This is a genomic window from Fulvimarina endophytica (assembly GCF_003403015.1).
GTDB classification, from domain to species: domain Bacteria; phylum Pseudomonadota; class Alphaproteobacteria; order Rhizobiales; family Rhizobiaceae; genus Fulvimarina; species Fulvimarina endophytica.
In genome coordinates this window covers 233,549-256,902 of the sequence record NZ_QURL01000004.1, presented here as the reverse complement: position 1 = coordinate 256,902, position 23,354 = coordinate 233,549, and the positions used below count along the sequence as shown (strand labels likewise).

Sequence of the window (23,354 nt, the reverse complement as noted above, 5' to 3'; positions counted from 1 at the left end):
GGCCTCAGCGAATGCCCTGCGAGGACAGTTCGATCACCTGCTGGGCGTTGTCCTGAGTCACGAAGTTCGGGCCCGAGGGCACGTCGCCGGCCGGCATCAGGCCGTAGCGGGCGTCGAGATTGAGGAAGCTGACCGGCAGATAGCCCTGGAGGAACTGCTGCTGGTCGATCGCGAAATCGGCCTTGCCGTCGGCGACCGCCTGCAGGAAGTTCGCCGAAAGGTCGAAGCTCGCGATGTTCACGTCATCGAGGCGATTGAGGGATTCCACCGCCGCAACGCTCGGCTCGCCGGCCGTCGCCGCGCCGAGCGCGAGGATCGTGTCGATCTCGCCATTGGACTGGAGCGCGGCGCGCACCTTGGCTTCCACATCGGCCGGATCGTTCGTCGTCGGCAGCACTTCGGTCGTGTTGCCGAAGCCTTCGGCAAAGCCTTCGCAGCGCTGGTCGAGCGAGACGTTGCCGACCTCCTGGTTGACGCAGATCCCGTTGGTGCCGCCGAGTTCGGCAAGGCGTTCGCCCGCCCGGCGACCCGCCTCGTACTCGCTCTGGCCCACATGCAGGAGTGCGCCGAGATCCTTCGAGACGTCCGCGCCGGCATTGAGGGTGATGACCGGGATACCGGCCGCGACCGCCCGTTCGATCGACTGGCGCAGGGCGTCCGCATCGGGCACCGATACGGCGAGGCCGTCGGGCTCCTGGTTGACGGCGGCGTCGATGAGCTGGCTCATCGCGACCATGTCGAAGGTCTCCGGCGCGCGGTAGGAGACGTTGGCGCCGGTGTTCTTGGCGGCCTGCTCCACGCCGTTCTTGACGACCGACCAGAACGGGTCGTTGGCCTGGCCGTGGGTGACGACGACGATGGTCGGCGCCTCGCCGTCCTGGGCGAGGGCGAGGCCCGTGCCGGAAGCGGCGACGGCGAAGAGGCTCGCGCCGAAGAGTGCGGACTTGACGATGGTGTTCATGAATTCCTCCCAGTTTTCGATGAAGGCGCCGCCCTTCAGCGGTGCCGGTGTTCGCGCATACTGCGCGGATGGTGCCCGCGCATTTCGCGCGGATTGTGCTCGCGCATGTCGCGCGGATGACGATGGTCCGGACCCGGCCCGAGGGCTCGAAGCGTCTGTCGCCTCTCGCGATCGCGCCGCCGGATCGGCTGCTGTCCTCCCGCCTCCTCCTTCCCTTCGCTTGCCGCGCCTCTCCGGCCGAAGGGCCTCTAGCCGCCTCAGATCTCCCGAAGCTCCACGCTGCGCCGCTCCTTCAGCGACCGGTTCGCGGCCTCGGCCAGCGCCAGAGCGTTGACGCCGTCCTCGACGCTCGCCGGAACCGGCTTGCCGTCCACCACCGCATCGACGAAGGCCGACCATTCGGTGCCGTAGGCGCGCATGTATCGCTCGAGGAAGAAGTGTAGCGGCTTGGCCGACACGGTGCCGGCGGTCGTCGACTTCGTGACGCTGTTTTCCAGGATGTTCTCGGCCTGGAGCAGGCCTTCCGAGCCCAGAAGCTCGATGCGCTGGTCGTAGCCGTAGACCGCCCGGCGCGAATTGCGGATCGTCGCGAGCTTGCCGTCGCCATAGTCGAGGATCACGACGGCCGTATCGATGTCGCCGGCCTCCCCGATCTCGGGATCGACGAGGCAGGAGCCCGAGGCCGTCACCCGCTCGGGCATGCCGAAGAGCCAGGCGCAGATGTCGAAGTCGTGGATCATCATGTCCCGGAAGAGACCACCCGAGACCTTCACATAGGCGGCCGGCGGCGGCGCCGGATCGTAGGAGGTGACGGCCAACATCTCGCCCTTGCCGATCTCGCCGGCCGAATAGGCGGCCTCGAGTGCGGCGAAGTTCGGATCGAAGCGCCGGTTGAAGCCCATCATCACCGGCTTCTTCGATCCGGACGCGACTTTCCGGACCGCGCGCGCCCGCTCGAGGTCGAGATCGATCGGCTTCTCGCAGAAGATCGCCTTGCCGGCCGCAACGCCGCGCTCGATGAGATCGGCATGGGTGTTGGTGGAGGAGGCGATCAGGATCGCCTCGATCGAGGCGTCGTCGAGGATCTCGTCCGCGCCGCGCACCGGAACGCCGTATTCGCGGCCGAGCGCCTCAGCCGCCTCGCCGACGACGTCGGTGACGGCGACGAGTTCGCTGCGCGGATCCATGCAGATCGAGGCGGCATGGACCTTGCCGATGCGTCCGGCACCGAAAATCGCGGTCTTCATGAGGGATTCCGTTTCAGTTGGTCGAGGACGACCCGCCGGCCCGAGCGCGCGGACTCGTCGATGGCGTGGATGACGGCCTCGAAGGCGAGGGCGTCGGCGAAGTTCGGATGGGCGGTGTCTTTTCCTGAGATCGCCTCCAGCATGCGGGCCGCCTCGATCGTCTTCAGGTCGTTGAAGCCGAGCTGGTGGCCGGGCGCGGGGCAGAAGGCGGCATAGGGCTGGTGGTCGGGGCCGGTGAGGATGGTGCGGAAGCCCTGCCGGCCCCTGTCGCCCTCGTTGACGTAGAGCTGAAGCTCGTTGAGCCGTTCCTGGGAAAAGGCGATCATGCCCTTCGTGCCGTGCACCTCCCAGTCGAGCTTGTTCTTGCGGCCCCAGGCGGAACGCGAGGTGCAGAGCGAGCCCTGCGCGCCGTTGGAAAAGCGCAGGATGGCCGAGGCCGTGTCCTCGTTCTCGACGGCCGCGCGGCCGTCTCCCTCGCCAAGGCGCCTCGTCTCGTGAATGATCTGCGTATCGGCGATGAGGCTTTCGATGGGACCCATCAGGGCCGTCGCCATGGAGACGAGATGGCAGCCGAGATCGCCGAGCGCCCCGAGGCCCGCATCGGCCTTTCGCGCCCGCCAGGTCCAGGCGAGATCGGGATCGGCCTGGTAGTCCTCGTCCACCCAGCCGCGAAAATGCACGGGCTTGCCGATGACGCCGGTTTCGATCAGACGGCAGGCATGCTGGAAAGCCGGATTGTGAACGTAGTTGTAGCCGACGAGAGTGACGACGCCGGCCCGTTCGGCGGCCTCGGCCATGCGCCTCGCATCCTCGAGGGTCAGCGCCAGGGGCTTTTCGCAATGGACATGCTTGCCTGCCTCGATGGCCGCGAGCGCCATCTCGCAGTGGAGCGCGTTGGGCGTGGTGATCGAGACGATATCGACGTCCGGCGATGCGACGAGATCGCGCCAGTCGTCCGTCGCGCGCTCGAAACCGAACTGGTCGGCGAAGGCGTCGGCCCGTTCGCGCGGCGTGTCGCACAGGCAGGCGAGCCTGACGGACGGCAGATTGCCGAAGACGGGCCGGGCATGGGAGTAGGCGAGCGCGTGCGCCTTCCCCATGAAGCCGGTTCCGATCAGGCCGAGCCCGACTGCCATCGACACCTCCCGTTGTTTAGAATATTTATTCCAATATGACATGCTTGATGAAGGGCCGTGATGTCAAGAGAGCAATTTTCCTCCTCGCATGACGCCGACGGCGCCGTCGCGCCCGAAAGCGTCGCCGAACTGCTCGGCCGGCTCGACCGGATCGACGAGGATCTTCCCCGGCGGCTGCGGCAATGCGCCGACTTCCTGCGCCACAACCTGCATCTGGTGGCGGTCTCGACCGTCGCCGATCTCGCTTCGGCGGCGGATGTGCCGCCATCCGCCTTCATGCGCTTCTGCCAGTCCCTGGGCTTTACCGGCTATTCGCAGATGCAGGCGCTGTTCCGGCACGAATTCTCCCAGTGGCGCCCGGAATACGGCGAGCGGCTGTCCCATTTGAGGGCCGGCGGCGATACGAGCGCCGGGGCGCTTCTCGCCGAGTTCACTGAAGCCGGTCTCAAATCCCTGATCGGTCTTCCGAACGATGTCGGGGCGGAGGGTCTGGAGGCCGCCGCACGCCGTCTCGCCGGGGCCCGCACGATCCATCTCATCGGCCTGCGCCGCTCCTACGCGGTCGTCGTCTATCTCGCCTATCTCCTCGGCAAGATGGGAATTCCCGTCATCGTCCATCATGCGGCCGGGCAGATCGAGAGCGTGCAGGCGGTCGCGCCCGATGATGCCCTCTTCGCCGTTACCTTCGCGCCCTTCACCGAGGAGACGCTGTCCTTCGCGCGTCAGGCGAGCGCGCGGGGCGTGCCTCTCGTCGCCCTCAGCGATACGACGACCTGCCCGCTCGCTCCCATGGCCGAAACCATGCTGATCGCCCGCGAAGTGGAGGTCGCGGGCTTCCGCGCGCCGACCGCCGCGATGGCGCTCGTCACCTCCCTCGGCGTCGCCATCGGCGAACAGCGCAGCAAGGCCGGTTGACAGGATCGCGGTCAGTCGCGATTATGGAATAAATATTCTAAAATGGCCGTGCGGCCGCTCGAACGAGCGCGACCCGGACAAGGCCGGCGCGTTGGGGAGGCTGCCATGGCGAAGGATCTCGATCTCATCACGATCGGTCGATCATCGGTCGACCTCTATGGCGCGCAGGTGGGCGGACGGCTGGAGGACATGCGCTCCTTCGAGAAATATGTGGGCGGCTCGCCGACCAATATGGCGACCGGCACCGCGCGGCTCGGCCTGAAATCGGCGCTGATCACCCGGGTCGGCGACGAGCATATGGGAAGGTTTCTGCGCGAGGAGCTTAAGCGCGAAGGCGTCGACACCACCGGCGTCGTCACCGATCCCGAACGCCTCACCGCCCTCGTCCTCCTCGGTATTCGCGACGAGGACCGCTTTCCCCTGATCTTCTACCGTGAGGACTGCGCCGACATGGCGCTCTGCGAGGCCGATATCGACGAAAGCTTCGTCGCCCGCGCCCGCGCGGTGGTCGCGACCGGCACCCATCTCAGCCATCCGCGCACGGAGGCTGCCGTGCTGAAGGCGCTCGAACTTGCCCGCAGGCATGGGGGCCGCACGGCGCTCGATATTGACTACCGGCCCAATCTGTGGGGCCTTGCCGGCCACGGGGCGGGCGAAGAGAGGTTCATCGCCTCGGCGGCGGTCACCGGGAAGCTGCAGTCCACCCTGCATCTCTTCGATCTGATCGTCGGCACCGAGGAGGAATTCCACATCGCCGGCGGATCGACCGACACGATCGAAGCCCTGAAGGCGGTGCGCAGGGTCTCGGGCGCGGTGCTGGTCTGCAAGCGCGGCGCGGCTGGTGCCGCGGCCTTCGAAGGGGCAATCCCGGACAGTCTCGACGAGGGCCGGACCGGCCCCGGTTTCCCGATTGAGGTGTTCAACGTTCTTGGAGCCGGCGACGGCTTCATGTCGGGGCTTCTTAAGGGCTGGCTCGACGACGAGGACTGGCCGACCGCGCTGAAATACGCCAATGCCTGCGGCGCCTTCGCCGTCTCGCGCCATGGCTGCACGCCGGCCTATCCCTCGCTCACCGAACTTGAATTCTTTCTCGAACGCGGCGTGAAGGAGACGGCGCTTCGCAAGGATCCGGCGCTCGAACAGATCCACTGGTCGACGAACCGTCGGGGCGAATGGCCGGTGATGCGGGTCTTCGCCTTCGACCACCGCATCCAGATGGAGGATCTGGAAGGCGCCGATGCCGAAAAGATCGGCCGCTTCAAGGAGCTCTGCATCGAGGCGGTCCTGAGCGTCCAGAAGGGGCGGGCGGGCTATGGTCTCCTCTGCGACGGCCGGCTGGGGCGCCGGGCGCTCCACCGCGCGGCGGGCGAGGGGCTTTGGATCGGCCGGCCCGTCGAATGGCCGGGCTCGCGGCCCCTGACGCTGGAACCGGAGATCGGGCCGGATTTCGGGGGGCTTGCCGAATGGCCCGCCGAGCACGTGGTCAAATGCCTGTGCTTCTGCCATCCGGACGACGGAGCCGAGATCTGGGCGCGTCAGGAAGAGACCGTGAAGCGCCTGTTTTCCGCCGCCCGGCGCAACCGGCTGGAATTCCTTCTGGAGGTCATTCCCTCAAAGGTCGGACCGGTGGACGACGGCACCTCGGCACGGATCATCCGCCGCTTCTACGATCTCGGCATCTATCCCGACTGGTGGAAGCTGGAGCCGATGGTGAGCGAGGCGGGATGGCGCGAGGCCTGCGCCGCGATCGAGGAAAAGGACCCGCATGTGCGCGGCATCGTGGTCCTCGGTCTCGATGCCAGCGAGGCGGCGCTGAAGGCGAGCTTCGCGAGCGCCGCGCGCTTCCCGCTCGTCAAGGGCTTTGCCGTCGGGCGCACCATCTTCGGCGATGCCGCGCGGGCCTACATGAAGGGCGAGATGACGCCGGAAGCCGCCGTCACGCAGATGACAGACCGCTTCACACGCCTCTGCGACCTTTGGGATGCGGCGCGGGCCAGCGCATCGGCCGAAAAGTCGGAATCGATTTTCGGGCAGCACGATGCGCCGAATCAATGAGTTAGAGCGTCCTTTACGCGTCCGATCGGACGCGCGGCGCTCTAAGGGAGAGACTTCGCGATGAACACGATCAGACTGACCGCCGCCCAGGCGATGGTGAAGTATTGCGCCGCCCAGCTGAACGAGGACGGCGTTCCCTATCTCGCCGGCGTCTGGGCGATCTTCGGCCACGGCAATGTCGCCGGCATCGGCGAGGCGCTCTATGCCGAGCGTGACGCGATCCGGACCTATCGCGGCCATAACGAACAGACCATGTGCCATACGGCGATCGCCTATGCCAAACAGCTGCGCCGCCGGCGCGCGATGGCGGTGACCTCCTCGATCGGCCCCGGCGCGACGAACATGGTGACGGCCGCAGCGCTCGCCCATGTGAACCGGCTGCCGCTGCTTCTCATTCCCGGCGACGTCTTCGCGGGCCGCGGTCCCGATCCGGTGCTTCAGCAGGTGGAGGATATCGGCGACGGCACGGTCTCGGTGAACGACTGCTTCCGGCCCGTCACCCGCTATTTCGACCGCATCACGCGGCCCGAACAGTTGCTGACGGCGCTTCCCCGCGCCTTCCGCACCATGACCGATCCGGCCGAATGCGGACCGGTCTGTCTCGCCTTCTGCCAGGACGTGCAGGCCGAGGCCCATGACTGGCCGGCCTCCTTCTTCGAGCCGAAGATCTGGCGCACCCGCAGGCCCCATCCCGATCCGGTCGAACTCGAACGGATCGTGGACCTCCTCAAGGGCGCGAAACAGCCGGTCATCGTCGCCGGCGGCGGCGTGCATTATGCCGGCGCGACGGACGCGCTCAAGGCCTTCGCAACGAAACACCGCATTCCCGTGGTCGAGAGCCAGGCCGGCAAGTCGGCGCTCGCCTGGGACCATGAGATGAATTTCGGGCCGGTCGGCGTCACGGGGTCCTCCTCGGCCAATGTGGTGAGCGCGGATGCCGATCTCGTCCTCGGCGTCGGCACGCGCTTCCAGGATTTCACCACCGGGTCCTGGAACCTCTTCCGCAACCCCGAACGCAGGCTCGTCAGTCTCAATGTCGCGGCCTACGACGCCATGAAGCACGGCGCCGAGCCGCTCTGCTGCGATGCGCTCGTTGGTCTAGAGGCTCTCGGGGACGCCCTCGGCGATCACCGGTTCGGCGAGCCCGATCAGGGCCTCAAGCGCGAATGGTTCGCGGCGGTCGATCCGCTGACGGCCGCGCCCGATGAGACCAACGGCAAGCCCAGCGACCAGCAGGTGATCGGGGCGGTCCAGCGATCGAGCGGGGAGGATACGGTCGTCATGTGCGCGGCCGGCACCATGCCCGGCGAACTCCACACGCTCTGGAAGGCCCCGCGCCCGGGCGCCTATCACATGGAATACGGCTTTTCCTGCATGGGTTACGAGATCGCCGGCGCGATCGGCATCAAGATGGCCGAACCCGATCGCGACGTCGTCTGCATGCTCGGCGACGGCTCCTACATGATGGCCAATTCCGAACTCGCCACCGCCGCGATGCTGGGGCTCGACCTGACGATCGTGCTGACCGACAATCGCGGCTATGGCTGCATCAACCGGCTGCAGATGAGCTGCGGCGGGGCCGAGTTCAACAATCTCCTCGAACACGCCCACCACGTGAACGCCTCGGCGATCGACTTTGCGGCCCATGCCGCCTCCATGGGGGCGAGCGCCGTCCATGTGGGCTCGATCGCGGAACTCGAAAGCGAACTTGCGAAGGCTCGAGAGACCAAGGGTCCCTCGGTCGTCGTCATCGATACCGATCCCTATCCGAGCACCGGACCCGGCGGCCACTGGTGGGATGTCGCGGTGCCGGCGGTCTCCTCGCGCAGCGAGGTCGAGGCGGCCCGCAAGGCCTACGAAGACCAGCTCAAGATCCGCGCCCTCGGCTGATCCCGTTCCCCTTTTCTCGCGGCCCGTTTCCCTTCTTTACGGAAAGACCCATCATGATCCGCTTCGGAACCAATCCCATCGCCTGGTCGAACGACGACGACTGGTCGATCGGCGACCATCTCTCCCTCGAGGACTGCCTCGAGGATTGCCGCAAGATCGGCTTCGACGGCATCGAGAAGGGCCACAAGATGCCGAACGAGGGGGCGGAGCTGAAGGCGAAGCTCGGGGAGTACGGCCTCGCTTTCGTGGGCGGCTGGCACTCTACCAACATCCTTGCGGCCGGCTCCACCATCGAGGCCGAGATCGCGGCGATGGACGTTCATCTGGACATGACGAAGGCGGCCGGCTCCGACGTCATCATCGTGTGCGAATGCTCCAACACCGTGCATGGCAACGATTCCGCGGCGGCGAACGACCGGCCGCGCATGAGCGAGGAGGAATGGCCGCGCTTCATGGATGCGATCAACGCGCTCGCGACCCACGCGGCCGGAAGGGGCGTGCGCTTCTGCTATCACCACCACACCGGAACGGTGGTGGAATCGGCCGAGGAGATCGACCGGTTCATGGCGCTTGCCGGCCCCGATACGAAGCTGCTCCTCGATACGGGCCATTGCACGGTCGGGGGCGCGGACCCGGCGGCGGTCGCGGAGAAGTACATGGACCGGGTCGGCCATATCCACTGCAAGAACGTGCGCCCCGATTTCCTGAAGCGGCTGCGGGAGGAGAACTGGTCCTTCCTCGAAGGCGTGCGGCGCGGTCTCTTCACGGTTCCGGGCGACGAGGACGGGGTGGTCGACTTCGCGCCGGTCTTGAAGACGGCGGCGAAGGCCGGCTATTCCGGCTGGATCGTCATCGAGGCCGAGCAGGATTCGTCCGTGCGCGAACCCTTCCGCTATCAGAGCCTGGGCCTCGAAACCCTGAAAGCGATCTCGAAGGAGGCGGGTCTCATCCCGTAACCCATGTTCGAAACCTCCCATCCCTCGCTGAATCCGCTCTGGCGCCGGATCCTCGTCGTCGTGGTCGCGCTCGGCTGGGCCGGTTTCGAACAGTATAACGGCAATACGGGCTGGGCGATGCTCTTTCTCGCCTTCGGGGCATGGATGGGGTGGTCGCTGCTGATCGCCTACGTCCCTGCGCCCGAGGCGGATGCGTCGAAGACCCGCGAACGCGACGGGAAGGACGAGCGATGAGCCATCTTCAGAAGAAGCCCTTCGGCACCCATGGCGAGGTGCACCGGATCACGCCGGAGAGCGCCGGCTGGCGCTATGTCGGCTTTTCCCTCCACCGCTTGCGCGCCGGCGAAACCGTGAAGGATGCGACCGGCACCAACGAGGTCATCCTCGTGATGGTGGAGGGCAAGGCCGAGATTTCCGGTGCCGGCGAGGATTTCGGCGTTCTCGGCGAGCGGATGAACGTCTTCGAGAAGACGCCGCCCCACTGCCTCTACCTGCCGCGCGCCAGCCAATGGAGCGCACGGGCCGAGACCGACTGCACCATCGCGGTCTGCTCGGCGCCGGCCTCCGAAAGCGCCGGATATCAGGCCTGCCGGATCGATCCCGCCGGCATCGAGCTCACCCAGCGCGGCAAGGGCTCGAACACCCGCTTCATCAACAACATCGCCATGGAGGGATCGCCGGTCGCCGAGCGGCTGCTGGTGACGGAGGTCTTCACGCCGGCCGGAAACTGGTCGTCCTATCCGTCCCATCGCCATGACGAGGACGATTTCCCGCGCGTCACCTATCTGGAAGAGACCTATTACCACCGGCTGAACCCGCCGACGGGCTTCGCCTTCCAGCGCGTCTATACCGATGACGGCTCCCTCGACGAGGTGATGGCGGTGAAGGACGGGGACGTCGTCTGCGTGCCGCGCGGGCACCATCCCTGCGGCGCGCCCTACGGGTTCGAGCTCTATTATCTCAACGTGATGGCCGGCCCCTTGCGCAAGTGGAAGTTCGTGGCGGCACCGGAGGTCGAATGGATCATGGAGCGGGACGCGACTTAGCTCCGATGTCATGATCAGCCGGCGGCGATCATCATCGCCGCCCGGCCGAGGAGCAGGATCGACAGGACGAGCAGCAGGCCTTCGATCACCCGCACATAGGTCTCATCCGGCAGACGCGCGGTGATCCAGCGCCCGAGGATCGTGCCGAGAATTCCGGCGAGCGCCAGAAGCAGCGTCGGTATGAGCTCGAGATCCTGAAGGACGCCGAGGCTCCAATAGCCCGGCAGCTTCGCCAGATTGCCGATCGAGAACGCGATCGCGATGGTGCCGGCGAATTCGAGCTTCGGCAGCCTCTGGGGCAGGAGATAGGCCTGCGCCGGCGGCGAGCCGGAATGGGTGATGAAGCTCGTGATGCCGGTGAGGATGCCCCAGAAGAGCCCCGGCACGATCCCCGCTTCGCTCGCGGCCTCCACATGCCGGGCAAGCCAGCGCCGGGCGCAGAACCAGGGGCCGATGAAGCCGGTGATGCAGAGAAGAACCGGCTCGGACATCAGCGGCGTCAGACCGGTCGCGATCGCCGTTCCGAGGAACATCGCAGGGATCAGGATCGCGAGATTGCGCCGCGAATAGGACCTCCGATAGAGCCAGACCGCGACCCAGTCCGTGACGAGAAACACCGGCAGGAGGATCGCCGCGGCCTCGATCGGGTCCATGAACAGGGCCGCGAACGGCACCGCGAGGGCCGCCGCCGAGGCGAGACCGCCCTTGGACAGGCCGACGACGACCGCCATGGCCAGAAGAATGCCGAGATGCTCCATGGCCGGCCCGCCCGCGCTCCCTCTTCGTTCCGATCCGCCATAGGTTCGTCCTGCCGCAGCTCGATGCGGAAACGTCGAATGACCTCTCCGAACACGTCATGGGGCAGGACGAAGGTTAACGGCGAAACGGCGGTCCCCACCTATCGCCTTTCGCCCGAAGCCCATGCCGTACGGATGGCGGGATCTGTCCCCGTCCGGCTCGGCTGTTTCACATGAAACCGGCCCCGAAGGCGGTGTTTCGCCTTCGGGGCCGGGTCCTGGTTGGCATCGTCGCTCCGCCCGGCGCCTCAGCGCATGACGGGCATGGAGAACTCCGCGCCGTCCTTGATGCCCGAGGGCCAACGGCTGGTGATCGTCTTGGTGCGCGTCCAGAACTTGATCGAGTCCGGGCCGTGCTGGTTGAGATCGCCGAACACCGAACGCTTCCAGCCGCCGAAGGAATGATAGGCCATGGGCGTCGGGATCGGCACGTTGACGCCGATCATGCCGACGGGAACCTTGGAGGCGAAGTCGCGGGCAGCGTCGCCGTCGCGGGTATAGATCGCGACGCCGTTTCCGTATTCGTGATCGGCCGGAAGCGAGAAGGCTTCCTCGTAGGACTTTGCGCGCACGACCGAGAGCACCGGGCCGAAAATCTCTTGCTTGTAGATCTCCATGTCCCGCGTGACGTTGTCGAACAGGCAGGCGCCGACGAAGAAGCCGTCCTCATAGCCCTGCATGTTGAAGCCGCGCCCGTCGACCACGAGCTTCGCGCCCTCTTCGACGCCCTTTTCCACGAGGCCGAGGATCTTGTCCTTGGCCGCCTTGGTGACCACCGGGCCGAAATCGGATTCGCTGTCGGTATAGGGTCCGATCTTCAGCGCTTCGACGCGCGGGATCAGCTTTTCGATCAGGGCGTTGGCGGTCTCCTCGCCCACGGGAACCGCGACCGAGATCGCCATGCAGCGCTCGCCGGCCGAGCCGTAGCCCGCGCCGATGAGTGCGTCGGCGGCCTGGTCGAGATCGGCATCCGGCATCACGATCATATGGTTCTTGGCGCCGCCGAAGGTCTGGGCGCGCTTGCCGTGCCGGGCGGCCTCGGCATAGACATGGGCCGCGATCGGCGTCGATCCGACGAAGGAGATGCCGGCGATGTCGGGATGCTCGAGGATGGCGTCGACGGCACCCTTGTCGCCGTTGACGACCTGCAGGATGCCCTTCGGCAGCCCGGCTTCCATCATCAGCTCCGCGAGGCGCATCGGCACCGAGGGATCGCGCTCGGACGGCTTCAGGATGAAGGCGTTGCCGCAGGCGATTGCCGGGGCGAACATCCACATCGGGATCATGGCCGGGAAGTTGAACGGCGTGATTCCGGCGCCGATGCCGAGCGGCTGGCGGATGGAATACATGTCGATGCCGGGACCGGCGCCCTCGGTGAACTCGCTCTTCTGGAGATGCGGGATGCCGATGACGAATTCGGCGACCTCGAGGCCGCGCTGGATGTCGCCCTTGGAATCCTCGACCGTCTTGCCGTGCTCGGACGACAGAAGCTCGGCGAGCTCCTGCATGTTGTCGTTGAGAAGCTGGACATATTTCATGAAGACGCGCGCCCGGCGCTGCGGGTTCGTCGCCGCCCATTCGGGCTGCGCGGCCTTGGCGGCGTCCACCGCGGCCTGGATCTCGGCCTTGCTCGCAAGGGCAAGCCGCTTGGTCGGCTGACCGGTCGAGGGGTCGAAGACCTCCGTCTCGCGTCCGCTCGTGCCGGCGACGCGCTTGCCGTCGATGAAATGGCCGATCGTGTCCATTGGGCTCTCCCTTTTGCCTGTTTCAGGTCTCGCGATCCGTTCTGGCGTACATTTCCCGACAAACCAATCCCTTGAAACGCCAAACCGTTGTGCGAAAAGTAATGTCCTTATGGGGTGCAGGGAGGCTTTCGGCGTGAACTGGGACGATGCACGGATCTTTCTCGCGGTCGCGCGCGCCGGGCAGATCCTCGGCGCGGCACGGCGGCTCGAACTCAATCACGCAACGGTCGGGCGACGGATGACGGCGCTCGAGGCCGATCTCGGGGTCAAGCTTCTGCACCGCCGGCCGAACGGCTGCGAACTGACGGCGCGGGGCCGCGTCTTCCTCGCCCATGCCGAGCGGATGGAGGCGGCCTCCCTCGATGTCGGCGCCAAGATCGGGGACGCCGATCTGGGCCTTTCGGGTACCGTCCGCATCGGGGCGCCGGACGGATTCGGGACGACTTTTCTCGCGCCGCGCCTCTGGCGGCTCACCGAGCGCCACCCGCATCTGACGATCCAGCTCGTCCCGGTCCCGCGCGCCTTCTCCATCTCCCGGCGCGAGGCCGATATCGCGATCACCGTGGAGCGGCCCGAACAGGGCCGGCTGGTCGCCGGAAAGCTCACGGACTACGCCCTCGGCTTCTATGCCGCGCGCGGTTATCTCGAGCGCAACGGCATGCCGGCAGGGCTGGACGATCTTTCGCGCCATCGTCTGGTCGGCGCGGTGGAGGATCTCCTCTATTCGCCGCGCCTGTCCTATTTCGCCGATCTTCTGGAGGAATGGCCCTCGCGCTTCGAGGTCTCCTCGGCCATCGGCCAGCTCGAGGCCGTGGCGGCGGGGGCCGGGATCGGCATTCTTCACCATTTCGCCGCGCGCGCCCGGCCCGAACTCGTGCCGGTTCTGCCGGGCGAGAGCATGCACCGCGCCTATTGGCTGGTCTTCCATGAGAGCGTGCGCGACGTATCGCGGATCGCCGCCACAGCCGAGTTCATCCGCGAGACCGTGGAGGCGGAACGCGCGCTGTTCGGGCCCGAGCGGCCCCAACGCCCGGCCGGCTCGTGATCCGGCCAGCGAGGCGTCCTCACGCCGCCTGGAACTCCTTGCGCCGAAGCGCCGCCTCCAGATACGCGTCGGCTTCCCCGGCCTCGAGCGGGGCGCAGAAGCGATCGCCCTGGGCTCTGACGCAGCCGGCTTCGATCAGCGTCTGGAGCTGGCTTTCCTCCAGAACGCCGCCGGCCGCGGTCGCGATGCCGAGTTCCCGGTTCATGGCGAGGAACGCCCGGACGATCGGATCGGCATCGCCGTCGCCCTGGCCGCAGGCGAAGAAACCGGGATCGATCTTCACCCCGTCCAGTCCGAGCCTGCGCAGATATGCGGGCGAGAAGGCGCCGACGCCGAACCCGTCGAGCATCACGCGAATGCCGAAGGCGCGCAGACTGGCGAGTGTCTCGGTCATCTCCGGATCGGCCTCGATCAACGCGGACTGGGCGATCTCGATCCCGATCCGGGATGGCCGGATGCGATACCGGGCGATCGCCCGCGTCAGATGGGCCGTCAGGGTGCCGGATCTCAGATGGGCGGGAGAGACGTCGATCCACAGGGCGATCTCGTCAGGCCAGGCGGCGGCCTGCCGGCAGACCGCATCGATGGCAAAGCCCCCGATCGCCGGCCAGAGGCCGCAGCTTTCGGCCGCGAAGGCGAAGTCGTCCGGGGACATGAGGCCATGCTGGGGATGACGCCAGCGCAGGAGCGCCTCGAATCCGCCGAGCGTTCGGCCCGGCAGATTCAGGATCGGCTGATAGTGGAGTTCGAACTGGCCGCAGGCGACAGCCTGCGCCAGTTCGTGTTCGAGAAGCTGCTTCTCGGCCTTCGCCTCCTGCATGCTCTCGCGATAGGTCTCGAACCGGTTCCGACCGCCGTTCTTGGCGGCGTAGAGCGCAAGGTCGGCCTTTCCCTCCAGACGCGGCGCATCGTCCTGCGGTGCGGCCTCGGCGATGCCGATGCTGCACGCGATATCGACGAGGTTCGCCTCGATCTGGAACCGGCGCGAGACGGCCGCGACGATATCGGCGGCAAGCGCCCCGGCCCGCTCGCCGGGCTCGGGCAGGAGGACCGCGAACTCGTCGCCCCCGAACCGGAACGCCTCCTCGCCCGATTGGAGGAGTGATCTGATGCGCGCGGAGACCTCCTTGAGAAGCGTGTCCCCGGCGCCGTGGCCGAGACTGTCGTTGACGCTCTTGAACCGGTCGAGATCGATCATCAGCATCACCGCCTGCCCCCGTGCGAGGGCGTCCTCGATCGAGCGCACGAACATCCGCCGGTTGCCGAGACCGGTCAGGGCATCGCGAAATGCGAGGCGTGCCTGCGTCACGTCCTCATAGGTGAGGATCGCGCCGCCGCGCGCCATGGGCTGGCAGAGGAGGGAGAGCACCGTCCCGCCGCCCACATCCAGCTCGGTCTCGGCCTTCGACCCGAAGGCGATCCACGTCTCGTGCTCGTGTCGCAGCCGGTCGATCCGCTCGCGGCTCCAGCCGGCTCGCCGTCCGATGACCTCGAGATAGCGCGTCAGGGACATGCCGGCCGCGATCTCGCCTTCGCCGAGGTCGAACAGCTTGTGGACCCGCTGGTTCACCAGCGTCACGGTGCCGTCGGCCGAGACCATCGCAAGGCCGTTCGACATGTTGGCGAGGGCGTCGGCGGCGGTGGCGCGGGCCTGGTCGTCGATGAAGCTCGTGGCAAAGCCCGACCCGACGATGAACAGCCCGACGATCGCGACCGAAAAGGCAAGCGCGGTGAGTGCGTCCGGGTCGGCGAAGGGACCGTCGATCGCCATCGGCGAGACTTGAAACGCGGTCATTCCCGTGAAGTGGAGCCCGGTTATGGCGATGACGAAGAGCGTGGTCGCCAGATAGGAACGCGAACCCACCGGTCTGCCGCCGAGCGCCACATGGGAGGCGGCTGCGGCGAAGACCGTCGCGATGAGAATGGATGCGAGGAGATAGGACCCGTCCCAGGTCACGGTTCCCTGAACGCGGTAGGCGAACATTCCGATATAGTGCATGACCGTGATCGACAGCCCGATCACCGCGCCCCCGACCATCGGGGCCGCACGCGCCTTGATCGCCGCGATCGCGAAGCCGATGCCCGATCCGAACATCGCGACGAGCAGCGAGACGATGGTCAGGACGGGATCGAAGCCGACGGGCAGTCCCGGTTCGTATCCGATCATGGCCACGAAGTGGGTGCACCAGATCAGGGCGCCCGAGACGAAGGCGGAGAGAACGAGCCAGGCGGCCCTTTCGCGGCGGTCGGCGGCGGCTGCGCGGCCGAAGAGCCGGACCATGGTCCAGGAGCCGAAGGTGCAGATCACCGCAGCCACGGCGACGAGCCGCAGATCGTGCTGTCCAGTGATGCAACCCAGGACCGTCATCATGTCGTCAGCCGGCAACCCGCTCCCTCTGAAGAAATCGAAGGCGATCTTGCGACTGCGATTCCCGTTCCAAATAAACGTATGTCCGTATTACTTTATGCGGTCCTAACGACGCTGGTGAATTTCTCACCTTCGGGTTGCGTCCCGGACGGGGCATGGATGCGCGGGGACGCCATCGCGCGCCTGTTTCGTGGCCATCGAGGCTCGAATGATGGCGTCCGCAGGAGCGAGGCGTTACGGAAGGCGGAGTGACCCAGAGGAAGACCAGTTTTCCGACTCCAGACGGGTCCGGAAGGGGGAGGAATACGCATGGGACATTTCGCGCTTTCGGCCAATCTCGGCTTTCTCTGGCGCGACCGGCCGCTGCCCGAAGCGATCCGGGCGGCGAGGGCTGCGGGCTTCGACGCGGTCGAATGCCACTGGCCCTATGGGGAGGAGGCCGCCGTCGTCAGATCCGCTCTTGAGGAGACGGGGCTTTCGATGCTCGGCCTCAACACCGCGAAGGGTCCGCGCGAGGGCGATTTCGGCCTTGCGGCCCAGCCGGGCCGGGAGGCGGAGGCCCGCGCGGCGATCGACGAGGCCTTCGACTACGGCGAGGCGATCGGGGCGAAGGCGGTCCATGTGATGGCCGGCTCTCTGAAGGGCCAGCCGCGGGCCGCATGCGAAGAGAGCTTCGCGCGCAATCTCGGCCATGCCTGCGACCGCGCGAAGGCGGCGGGCATGATCGCGCTGATCGAGCCGCTGAACCTTTACGACAATCCGGACTACGCCCTCGTCGGCCTCGACCGGGCGACCGCGATGATCGAGCAGGTGGGGCGGCCGGAGCTGAAGATCATGTTCGACTGCTACCATCTCCAGATCACCGGCGGGAATCTCCTGCGCCGCTTCGGGGACGTGCGCGAGATGATCGGCCACGTGCAGTTCGCGGGCGTGCCCGATCGGGGAGAGCCGGACCGGGGCGAAGTCGCCTATGACCGGCTTCTGCCAGCGATCCGCGATGCCGGCTGGACGGGGCCGTTCGGCGCCGAATACAGGCCGGCGGGACAGACGGATGCGACGCTCGGCTGGATGGCCGCGTTTCGCTGAGAGGCGGCCCGTCGGAGGCGATCAGATCACAGGACGAGCGTGAGGACGAAGATCGTCGCCATGCTGACGGTGCCCACGACGATCGTCGCCGTCGAATACAGCCTGTAGCCCTGCGCCGGCGTCATGCCGGAGAACTGGGTGACCACCCAGAAATAGCTGTCATTGGCATGGGAGATCATCGCGGAGCCGGCACCGATGGCGAGCGTCGTGAGCGCGAGTTCCGTCGGGGTTTCCAGACCCAGCGAGCCGGTGAGCGGCGCGATGATCGCGGCCGTGGTGACGATGGCGACCGTCGAGGACCCCTGGGCCGTCTTGATGGCGAAGGCGAGAAGGAAGGGGAGGAAGATCCCGAGATTGGTGAGAGCGAGGTTCTGGCCGAGATAATCGGTGACCGGCGTCTCGCGCAGGACCGCGCCGAGCGCTCCGCCCGCGCCGGTGATGAGGATGATCGGGCCGGCGACGCTCAGGGCGCGCTGGACGGCATCCTGGGTCACGGCCTGCCCGCGCGTCTGCGCCGTCACGTAGAAGGCGATGAAGACGCCGGCCAGAAGCGCGATGTTGGGATTGCCGAGAAAGGTCAGCGTCGTGGTGACGATCCCGTCTCCGAAGGGGGCCGCCTCCGTCGCCGCGATCGAATTCAGGGCGATGAGCACGATCGGCAGGGCGATCGGGAGGAAGGCCGCGAATGTGGAGGGACGGTTCGAGGACCGTGCGGCGGTCGGCTCATCCTCGGTGACGGGCTCGGATCCGGCCTCGGACCCCCCGATCGAGACCCGTTCGGGATCGATGTAATGGCGATTGCCCTGGAAGACGGCGTAGAGATAGGTCGCGACCAGCACCGGAAGCGTGACGACGATGCCGAGGACGATGACGAGGCCGATATCAGCGCCCAGTTCCTGGGCTCCCGCGATCGGGCCGGGCGTCGGCGGAACGAAGACATGGGTCGCCAGAAGTCCCATCGCGAGGGCGAGGGCATAGGTCACCATCGAGCCCTTGGCCTTTGCCGCGAGCGAACGGGCGAGGGGCGAGAGGATCACGAAACCCGAATCGCAGAAGACCGGAATGGAGACGACCGCGCCGGTGATGCTCATCGCCATGGCCGATCGCGCCTTGCCGATCAGCCTGATGATCGCCTCGGCCATCACCTGCGCACCGCCCGAGCGCTCGAGGATCATGCCGATGATGGTGCCGGCTGCGATGATGATGCCGATCCCGCCGAGGGTTCCGCCGAAGCCGGAGACGATGGCCGCGATCGTCGCATCGGCTCCGAGGCCTGCGAAGAGGCCGAAGCCGATCGCCGCGACGAGCAGAACGAGAAAGGGATGGATCTTCAGCTTCGCCGTTCCGAAGACGATGAACGCGATCGCCGCGACGAGCAGAGCGATCAAGATGATTCCGGACACGTGGGGCCTCCCGAGTATGCATGGGTCTGACGACGCCTCCCGACGCGGCCCATCCGCTCCAGCTAGGGCGGGATCAGAAAAAGTGGCCCTCGAATGTCCGCTCGCACCCTGCGCTCGCGAGAAATTCGCGCGGAATGACGTGGCAAGAATGCCAGATCGGATCCGATTCAGTCGCGAGAACCGGGCTCGTGGCGATCTCCCGTCCGTCGCTGCCCCCTCGCGGATGCTCAGGTGGTCTGGAACAGCGCGGCCCGCGCGGCGGCCCGGATCGCACGGGTGAGATCTTCGAGCAGGAAGGCAGTCGACCGGCTCACCTGCCAGTAGAGATCGGTGTCGACCGGGGTGCCGGGAACGAGCTCGACGAGCGCGCCGGAGGCGAGATGGCCGGCGACCAGCGGCTCCGGATTCAGGCCCCAGCCGATCCCGCTCAAGGAGGCCTCGACGAAGCCCGTGGTGGAGGGAAGCCGGTGGGACGGCGGCTGGAGCCTTGCGGCGAAGCGATCGTCCATCCAGCGATCCTGAAGGGCGTCTTTCCGGTTGAAGACGAGGCAGGGCGCCTTGGCGAGCGCTTCCCGGGTCACCCCGCCGGGAAAATGCGCGGCGACGAAATCCGGGCTCGCGGTCGCCCGGTAACGAAGCGCGCCGAGGGGGTGGACGTCGCATGCGGCGGCCGGTTTCGGGCTCGCCGTCACCGCCGCATCGGTCTCGCCCCGCTCCAGCCAGTCGCGCGCGTGATCCTGATCCTCGATGGCGATGTCGAGGAGCCGGTCGGGCCTGCCCGCGATCGTTGCGAGCGCGGGCATCAGCCAGGTCGCGAGGCTGTCGGAATTGACGACGATCCGCACGGTGGCGCGGCGCGGGCCGCCGCCTCCGACCGCCGCCGGATCTGTGGCGGCGAGATCGGCCTCGATGAGCCGCAGGCGCTCCATGTGCCGGCAGATGCGCCGGCCCGCCTCGGTCGCGCGACAGGGCGAGCCGCGCACGAGAACGATCGCGCCGATCCGCTCCTCCAGCGAGCGGACCCGGTGGGAGATCGCCGAAGGCGTGACGCCGAGGCGGCGTGCTGCACGCTCGAAGGAGCCTTCCTGATCGATGGCGAACACGGCCTCGAATGCGGGATAGTCGATCATTCCGCGTCTCCGCTTGTCGCCGGCCTTGGCTTCACCCCGCATGAATTCAGCTCATGCAGGGTGAAGTCTATTCGTTTTTCTTCATCTCGCATCTGGCCTAATCCGGCGCCTATCCACAAGGGCGGGCCGGAAGAGGGACCCATGATGATCGCATTCGCCTCCGGCTTCGGTGTCGGGCTCACCCTCATTCTCGCGATCGGCGCCCAGAACGCCTTCGTGCTGCGCCAGGGCATCCGGGGCGAGCATGTGGCGGCGATCTGCCTGACCTGCGCCCTTTCCGATGCGATCCTCATCACCTTCGGGGTGGCGGGCTTCCGCGTCCTCACCGATATGGCCGCATGGCTGGAGCCGGTCCTCCTCGTCGGCGGCGCGGCGTTTCTCCTCGCCTACGGCGCCCGCAGCTTCTACAGCGCGGCGACATCGTCCAGCGCCCTTTCGCCGAGCGGCGAGATCCGAACCAGCCTGCCGGCCGCCCTCGGCGTCTGCCTCGCGCTGACATGGCTGAACCCGCATGTCTATCTCGATACGGTCGTCTTCCTCGGAGCCGTCTCGACGGGCTTTCCGGGACGGGAGGCGGCCTTCGCCCTCGGCGCGATCACCGCGTCCTTCACCTTTTTCTTCGCGCTCGGCTACGGGGCGATCCTGTTGCGGCCGGTCTTTGCCCGGCCGTCGGCCTGGCGCGTGCTCGACGTCGCGATCGGACTTCTGATGTGGGCGATCGCGGCCAAGCTTCTCGCCGGCGCGATCTGAGGGCCGGGGCCGGCCGGATCGCGCGGAACCGGAGCGCTCCGATCAGCCCGGAACGTCGAAGCTCTCGCCGGCGAGGAGAGGCCGGAACCGCGCACGATCGATGCCGCGCTGGTGGAGCGCGGTGTAGAGGGCATCGCGCGGCTCGGTGATCGGCTCGTTCGTCAGCTGGAACGTCGCCCAGTGGTGGCCGATGCCATAGGCCGCGTCCAGAAGCTGGAAGCCCATGACGGCCTCCTCGGGGTCCTGGTGGTGAGGGCTCATGAACCATCGCGGATCGTAGGCGCCGATCGGCAGGATGGCGAGGCGGACGGGACCGTGGCGCGCGCGGGCGTCGCGATAGTTGCGGCCGCCGTGATAGCCCGTATCGCCCACGTGGTAGATGCGGCCCGCCGGGCCCTCGATCAGGAAGGACGACCACAGCGCCATGCGCCGATCGGTGACGCCCCGCGCCGACCAGTGATGGGCCGGCTCGCTGTGAATGCGCAAGGGGCCGGCTTCGTGGACGTCGCCCCAGTCCTGCGCGACGATCCGCATGCCCGGCGCCCGCTCGCGGATGATCGTGTCGTTGCCGAGGGGCGTGACGACCAGCGGATTGTCGCGATGGGCGAGCCGCGCCAGCGTGTCGAGATCGAGATGATCGTAATGATTGTGGCTGACGAGGACCAGATCGATCAGCGGAAGGTCCTCGAAGGCGATCCCCGGCGGGCTCACCCGGCGCGGACCCGCGAAGCTGACCGGCGAGGCGCGCTCGGAGAACACCGGATCGGTGAGGATGTTCACGCCGGAGACCTGGATCAGCATCGTCGCATGGCCGACCATCGTCACGCGCAGCGCCTCGCCGGTTACGCGCGCCGGCGCGTCGGGCGCCGTCAGGGGCGGCTGCGGCCAGCGTTCGGGCCATTCGGCGCTGTCCTCGCCAAGCTTCCATCGCAGAAGGTCGAGAAAGCCGGAAGGCTCCTCGCCGCCCGGATTGAAGAAGGTGTGGCCGTCGAAATGGTCGCTGACCGGACCCTCGTAATAGGGATTGCCGCCGAAGGCCCGGCTCGCCGTCAGACTGGCGCCGAGCGCGACGCCCGACAGACCGAGGATCTTCAAAGCACTTCGCCGGTTCATCGCCCGCATCCGTTTCGCCATCGACCCGACCCGCTTATGACAAGCCCATCGCCAAGTCGATGCGAAGCGGGGCCGCAGGACCCCTGTGGACCCCCGCAAATGCCGGGTTTGCGGCAGGCCGCGTCTTCACGTTTGCGTTTGCGTCTGTCGTGATTTGGGCTTTGGCTCAGGCTCGGGCTGACGGCGTCAGGCCGCGAGCGTTCGCTTGATCGCGTTCTCCCAGAGTGTCAGCCGGGCGCCGCGCTCGACCGCCGACATCTGGGGCTCGAACCGGCGCTCCAGCTTCCAGCGCGCGCCGAAGCCCTCCTGGCCCGGCCAGACGCCGGCCGCGTGACCTGCAAGCCAGGCCGCGCCGAGCGCCGTCGTCTCCAGGACGACCGGCCGGTCGACGGGTGCGTCGAGAAGATCGGCGAGGCGCTGCATCGTCCAGTCGGAGGCGACCATGCCGCCATCGACGCGCAGGATCGTATCGGAGGCTTCCGCGAAATCTGTTCTCATGGCGCGCAGGAGATCCGCCGTCTGGAAGCAGGTCGCCTCGAGCGCGGCGCGGGCGATCTCCTTCGGCCCCGACTTTCGCGTGAGCCCGTAGATCGCGCCGCGGGCATCGGCGTTCCACCAAGGCGCGCCGAGGCCGGTAAAGGCCGGGACCATGACCACGTCCTCATCGTCGTCGGCGCTCGCGGCCATCGGTCCGGTCTCTTCCGCGCGGTCGACGAGGCCCAGCCCGTCGCGCAGCCACTGGACGGCGGCCCCGGCGACGAAGATCGAGCCTTCGAGGGCATAGCTGGTCTTGCCCGAAAGGCGATAGGCGATCGTCGTCAGAAGCCGGCTCGTCGAGCGGACCTTCGTCTCGCCCGTGTTGAGGACGGCGAAGCAGCCGGTGCCATAGGTGGATTTGAGCATTCCGGGCGAGAAGCAGGCCTGGCCGAGGGTGGCGGCATGCTGGTCGCCCGCGATGCCCCGGATCGGGATCGCAGCCCCGAAGAGCGAGCCGTCGGTCGTGCCGAAATCGGCGTCGCAATCCTTCACCTCGGGGAGAAGGGCGGCCGGAACGTTCAGAAGCTTCAGAAGCTCCTCGTCCCATTCGTGCCGGCTGATGTCGAAGAGCTGGGTCCGGCAGGCATTGGTGGTATCGGTCGCATGGACCTTGCCGCCCGTCAGACGCCAGAGAAGAAAGGAATCGATCGTGCCGAAGGCGAGGTCGCCGTTCTCGGCCCGGGCCCGCGCGCCCTCCACATGATCGAGGATCCAGGCGATCTTGGTGCCCGAGAAATAGGGGTCGACGAGAAGGCCGGTCTTCTCGATGAGAAGCTCTTCCGCCCCGTCCTCGCGCAGGCGCCGGCAGATGTCCGAGGTCCGGCGATCCTGCCAGACGACCGCGTTGTGGATCGGCTTGCCGCTCGCCCGGTCCCAGACGACGACGGTCTCGCGCTGGTTGGTGATGCCGATCGCGGCGATGTCGGAGGCCGAGAGGGACGCGTCGGCGAGGGCGGAGCGGATCGTCTCGACGACCGAGTTCCAGATGTCCTCGGGGTCGTGCTCGACCCAGCCGGAGCGGGGGAAATGCTGGGGAAACTCCTTCTGACCGATCCCGACGATGCGAAAATGGTCGTCGAAGACGATCGCCCGGCTCGATGTCGTGCCCTGGTCGATTGCGAGAACGTAGCCCGACATGACGGTTCCTCTCGTACAGAATGAACAGACGAAGAGC

At 67.1% G+C, this 23,354-nt stretch carries 19 protein-coding genes; 9 read left to right on the top strand and 10 right to left on the bottom strand.

Features of this window, described 5'->3' with window-relative positions; translation table 11 throughout:
• Window positions 1-4 precede the first annotated feature (4 nt).
• From DYI37_RS10650 to DYI37_RS10640, 3 genes are all read right to left on the bottom strand, one after another.
• On the bottom strand, window positions 5-961 hold the full coding sequence (locus tag DYI37_RS10650) for a sugar ABC transporter substrate-binding protein (RefSeq protein ID WP_116683211.1): 957 nt from the start codon (window positions 959-961) through the stop codon (window positions 5-7).
• 257 nt (window positions 962-1,218) lie between these two features.
• Window positions 1,219-2,208 (bottom strand): inositol 2-dehydrogenase, encoded by a 990-nt coding sequence (gene iolG / locus DYI37_RS10645; protein WP_116683210.1) that lies wholly within the window; start codon window positions 2,206-2,208, stop codon window positions 1,219-1,221.
• A complete protein-coding gene (locus DYI37_RS10640; RefSeq protein WP_116683209.1) occupies window positions 2,205-3,344 on the bottom strand; it encodes a Gfo/Idh/MocA family protein in 1,140 nt (379 codons plus the stop codon). Before DYI37_RS10640 ends, iolG begins: the two co-directional genes overlap by 4 nt.
• Window positions 3,345-3,404: 60 nt before the next feature.
• Here DYI37_RS10640 and DYI37_RS10635 point away from each other — a divergent pair, with 60 nt between their 5' ends.
• The 6 genes from DYI37_RS10635 to iolB all read left to right on the top strand — a co-directional run bounded on the left by DYI37_RS10635 (window position 3,405) and on the right by iolB (window position 10,206).
• On the top strand, window positions 3,405-4,259 hold the full coding sequence (locus tag DYI37_RS10635; RefSeq protein ID WP_116683208.1) for a MurR/RpiR family transcriptional regulator: 855 nt from the start codon (window positions 3,405-3,407) through the stop codon (window positions 4,257-4,259).
• Window positions 4,260-4,364: 105 nt separating this feature from the next.
• A complete protein-coding gene (locus tag DYI37_RS10630; RefSeq protein WP_116683207.1) occupies window positions 4,365-6,314 on the top strand; it encodes a bifunctional 5-dehydro-2-deoxygluconokinase/5-dehydro-2-deoxyphosphogluconate aldolase in 1,950 nt (649 codons plus the stop codon).
• Between the two features lie 60 nt (window positions 6,315-6,374).
• Window positions 6,375-8,204, top strand: a complete 1,830-nt coding sequence (iolD, locus tag DYI37_RS10625) for a 3D-(3,5/4)-trihydroxycyclohexane-1,2-dione acylhydrolase (decyclizing) (RefSeq protein ID WP_116683206.1) — start codon at window positions 6,375-6,377, stop codon at window positions 8,202-8,204.
• Window positions 8,205-8,257: 53 nt separating this feature from the next.
• The gene (gene iolE / locus DYI37_RS10620; protein ID WP_116683205.1) at window positions 8,258-9,160 is read left to right on the top strand and encodes a myo-inosose-2 dehydratase; all 903 of its coding nucleotides are present in this window, start codon (window positions 8,258-8,260) and stop codon (window positions 9,158-9,160) included.
• Window positions 9,161-9,163: 3 nt separating this feature from the next.
• Entirely contained in the window at window positions 9,164-9,394 is a 231-nt protein-coding gene (locus tag DYI37_RS10615; protein WP_116683204.1) for a hypothetical protein, read from the top strand.
• Window positions 9,391-10,206: a 5-deoxy-glucuronate isomerase gene (gene iolB / locus DYI37_RS10610; protein WP_116683203.1), complete on the top strand. Its 816-nt coding sequence runs from the start codon at window positions 9,391-9,393 to the stop codon at window positions 10,204-10,206. Before DYI37_RS10615 ends, iolB begins: the two co-directional genes overlap by 4 nt.
• A gap of 14 nt (window positions 10,207-10,220) precedes the next feature.
• Here the strand turns inward: iolB and DYI37_RS10605 are convergent, their stop codons facing one another.
• Window positions 10,221-10,964: a sulfite exporter TauE/SafE family protein gene (locus DYI37_RS10605; RefSeq protein WP_116683202.1), complete on the bottom strand. Its 744-nt coding sequence runs from the start codon at window positions 10,962-10,964 to the stop codon at window positions 10,221-10,223.
• Window positions 10,965-11,251: 287 nt separating this feature from the next.
• Window positions 11,252-12,748 carry a CoA-acylating methylmalonate-semialdehyde dehydrogenase gene (locus tag DYI37_RS10600; RefSeq protein WP_116683201.1) on the bottom strand — a complete coding sequence of 499 codons (1,497 nt, stop codon included), beginning with the start codon at window positions 12,746-12,748 and terminating at the stop codon, window positions 11,252-11,254.
• A 133-nt stretch (window positions 12,749-12,881) separates the two neighbouring features.
• Here DYI37_RS10600 and DYI37_RS10595 point away from each other — a divergent pair, with 133 nt between their 5' ends.
• The gene (locus tag DYI37_RS10595; RefSeq protein WP_116683497.1) at window positions 12,882-13,793 is read left to right on the top strand and encodes a LysR family transcriptional regulator; all 912 of its coding nucleotides are present in this window, start codon (window positions 12,882-12,884) and stop codon (window positions 13,791-13,793) included.
• Window positions 13,794-13,812: 19 nt separating this feature from the next.
• On the opposite strand, the gene DYI37_RS10590 is transcribed toward DYI37_RS10595, so the two are convergent.
• A complete protein-coding gene (locus tag DYI37_RS10590) occupies window positions 13,813-16,164 on the bottom strand; it encodes an EAL domain-containing protein (protein WP_116683200.1) in 2,352 nt (783 codons plus the stop codon).
• Between the two features lie 306 nt (window positions 16,165-16,470).
• On the opposite strand from DYI37_RS10590, the gene DYI37_RS10585 reads away from it, so the two are divergent.
• Window positions 16,471-17,247: a hydroxypyruvate isomerase family protein gene (locus tag DYI37_RS10585; RefSeq protein WP_116683199.1), complete on the top strand. Its 777-nt coding sequence runs from the start codon at window positions 16,471-16,473 to the stop codon at window positions 17,245-17,247.
• A 26-nt stretch (window positions 17,248-17,273) separates the two neighbouring features.
• Here DYI37_RS10585 and DYI37_RS10580 read toward each other — a convergent pair whose 3' ends face one another.
• Both DYI37_RS10580 and DYI37_RS10575 read right to left on the bottom strand, forming a co-directional pair.
• Window positions 17,274-18,650: a GntP family permease gene (locus tag DYI37_RS10580; RefSeq protein ID WP_116683198.1), complete on the bottom strand. Its 1,377-nt coding sequence runs from the start codon at window positions 18,648-18,650 to the stop codon at window positions 17,274-17,276.
• A 227-nt stretch (window positions 18,651-18,877) separates the two neighbouring features.
• Window positions 18,878-19,780: a LysR family transcriptional regulator ArgP gene (locus DYI37_RS10575; RefSeq protein WP_116683496.1), complete on the bottom strand. Its 903-nt coding sequence runs from the start codon at window positions 19,778-19,780 to the stop codon at window positions 18,878-18,880.
• 141 nt (window positions 19,781-19,921) lie between these two features.
• Here DYI37_RS10575 and DYI37_RS10570 point away from each other — a divergent pair, with 141 nt between their 5' ends.
• On the top strand, window positions 19,922-20,530 hold the full coding sequence (locus DYI37_RS10570) for a LysE/ArgO family amino acid transporter (protein WP_199520137.1): 609 nt from the start codon (window positions 19,922-19,924) through the stop codon (window positions 20,528-20,530).
• Between the two features lie 42 nt (window positions 20,531-20,572).
• Here DYI37_RS10570 and DYI37_RS10565 read toward each other — a convergent pair whose 3' ends face one another.
• On the bottom strand, window positions 20,573-21,643 hold the full coding sequence (locus tag DYI37_RS10565) for an MBL fold metallo-hydrolase (RefSeq protein ID WP_116683494.1): 1,071 nt from the start codon (window positions 21,641-21,643) through the stop codon (window positions 20,573-20,575).
• Between the two features lie 186 nt (window positions 21,644-21,829).
• A complete protein-coding gene (gene glpK, locus DYI37_RS10560) occupies window positions 21,830-23,317 on the bottom strand; it encodes a glycerol kinase GlpK (RefSeq protein WP_116683197.1) in 1,488 nt (495 codons plus the stop codon).
• Between the last annotated feature and the right edge of the window lie 37 nt (window positions 23,318-23,354).

What these genes read in the sequence shown, in the direction of transcription:
- DYI37_RS10600 (WP_116683201.1), bottom strand. Translation starts at nt 12,748, where the DNA reads ATGGACACGATCGGCCATTTCATCGACGGCAAGCGCGTCGCCGGCACG.
- DYI37_RS10615 (WP_116683204.1), top strand. Translation starts at nt 9,164, where the DNA reads ATGTTCGAAACCTCCCATCCCTCGCTGAATCCGCTCTGGCGCCGGATC.
- glpK (WP_116683197.1), bottom strand. Translation starts at nt 23,317, where the DNA reads ATGTCGGGCTACGTTCTCGCAATCGACCAGGGCACGACATCGAGCCGG.
- DYI37_RS10630 (WP_116683207.1), top strand. Translation starts at nt 4,365, where the DNA reads ATGGCGAAGGATCTCGATCTCATCACGATCGGTCGATCATCGGTCGAC.
- iolG (WP_116683210.1), bottom strand. Translation starts at nt 2,208, where the DNA reads ATGAAGACCGCGATTTTCGGTGCCGGACGCATCGGCAAGGTCCATGCC.
- DYI37_RS10640 (WP_116683209.1), bottom strand. Translation starts at nt 3,344, where the DNA reads ATGGCAGTCGGGCTCGGCCTGATCGGAACCGGCTTCATGGGGAAGGCG.
- DYI37_RS10565 (WP_116683494.1), bottom strand. Translation starts at nt 21,643, where the DNA reads ATGAACCGGCGAAGTGCTTTGAAGATCCTCGGTCTGTCGGGCGTCGCG.
- DYI37_RS10605 (WP_116683202.1), bottom strand. Translation starts at nt 10,964, where the DNA reads ATGGAGCATCTCGGCATTCTTCTGGCCATGGCGGTCGTCGTCGGCCTG.
- iolE (WP_116683205.1), top strand. Translation starts at nt 8,258, where the DNA reads ATGATCCGCTTCGGAACCAATCCCATCGCCTGGTCGAACGACGACGAC.
- DYI37_RS10590 (WP_116683200.1), bottom strand. Translation starts at nt 16,164, where the DNA reads ATGATGACGGTCCTGGGTTGCATCACTGGACAGCACGATCTGCGGCTC.
- DYI37_RS10570 (WP_199520137.1), top strand. Translation starts at nt 19,922, where the DNA reads ATGATGATCGCATTCGCCTCCGGCTTCGGTGTCGGGCTCACCCTCATT.
- iolD (WP_116683206.1), top strand. Translation starts at nt 6,375, where the DNA reads ATGAACACGATCAGACTGACCGCCGCCCAGGCGATGGTGAAGTATTGC.
- DYI37_RS10585 (WP_116683199.1), top strand. Translation starts at nt 16,471, where the DNA reads ATGGGACATTTCGCGCTTTCGGCCAATCTCGGCTTTCTCTGGCGCGAC.
- DYI37_RS10575 (WP_116683496.1), bottom strand. Translation starts at nt 19,780, where the DNA reads ATGATCGACTATCCCGCATTCGAGGCCGTGTTCGCCATCGATCAGGAA.
- DYI37_RS10650 (WP_116683211.1), bottom strand. Translation starts at nt 961, where the DNA reads ATGAACACCATCGTCAAGTCCGCACTCTTCGGCGCGAGCCTCTTCGCC.
- DYI37_RS10635 (WP_116683208.1), top strand. Translation starts at nt 3,405, where the DNA reads ATGTCAAGAGAGCAATTTTCCTCCTCGCATGACGCCGACGGCGCCGTC.
- iolB (WP_116683203.1), top strand. Translation starts at nt 9,391, where the DNA reads ATGAGCCATCTTCAGAAGAAGCCCTTCGGCACCCATGGCGAGGTGCAC.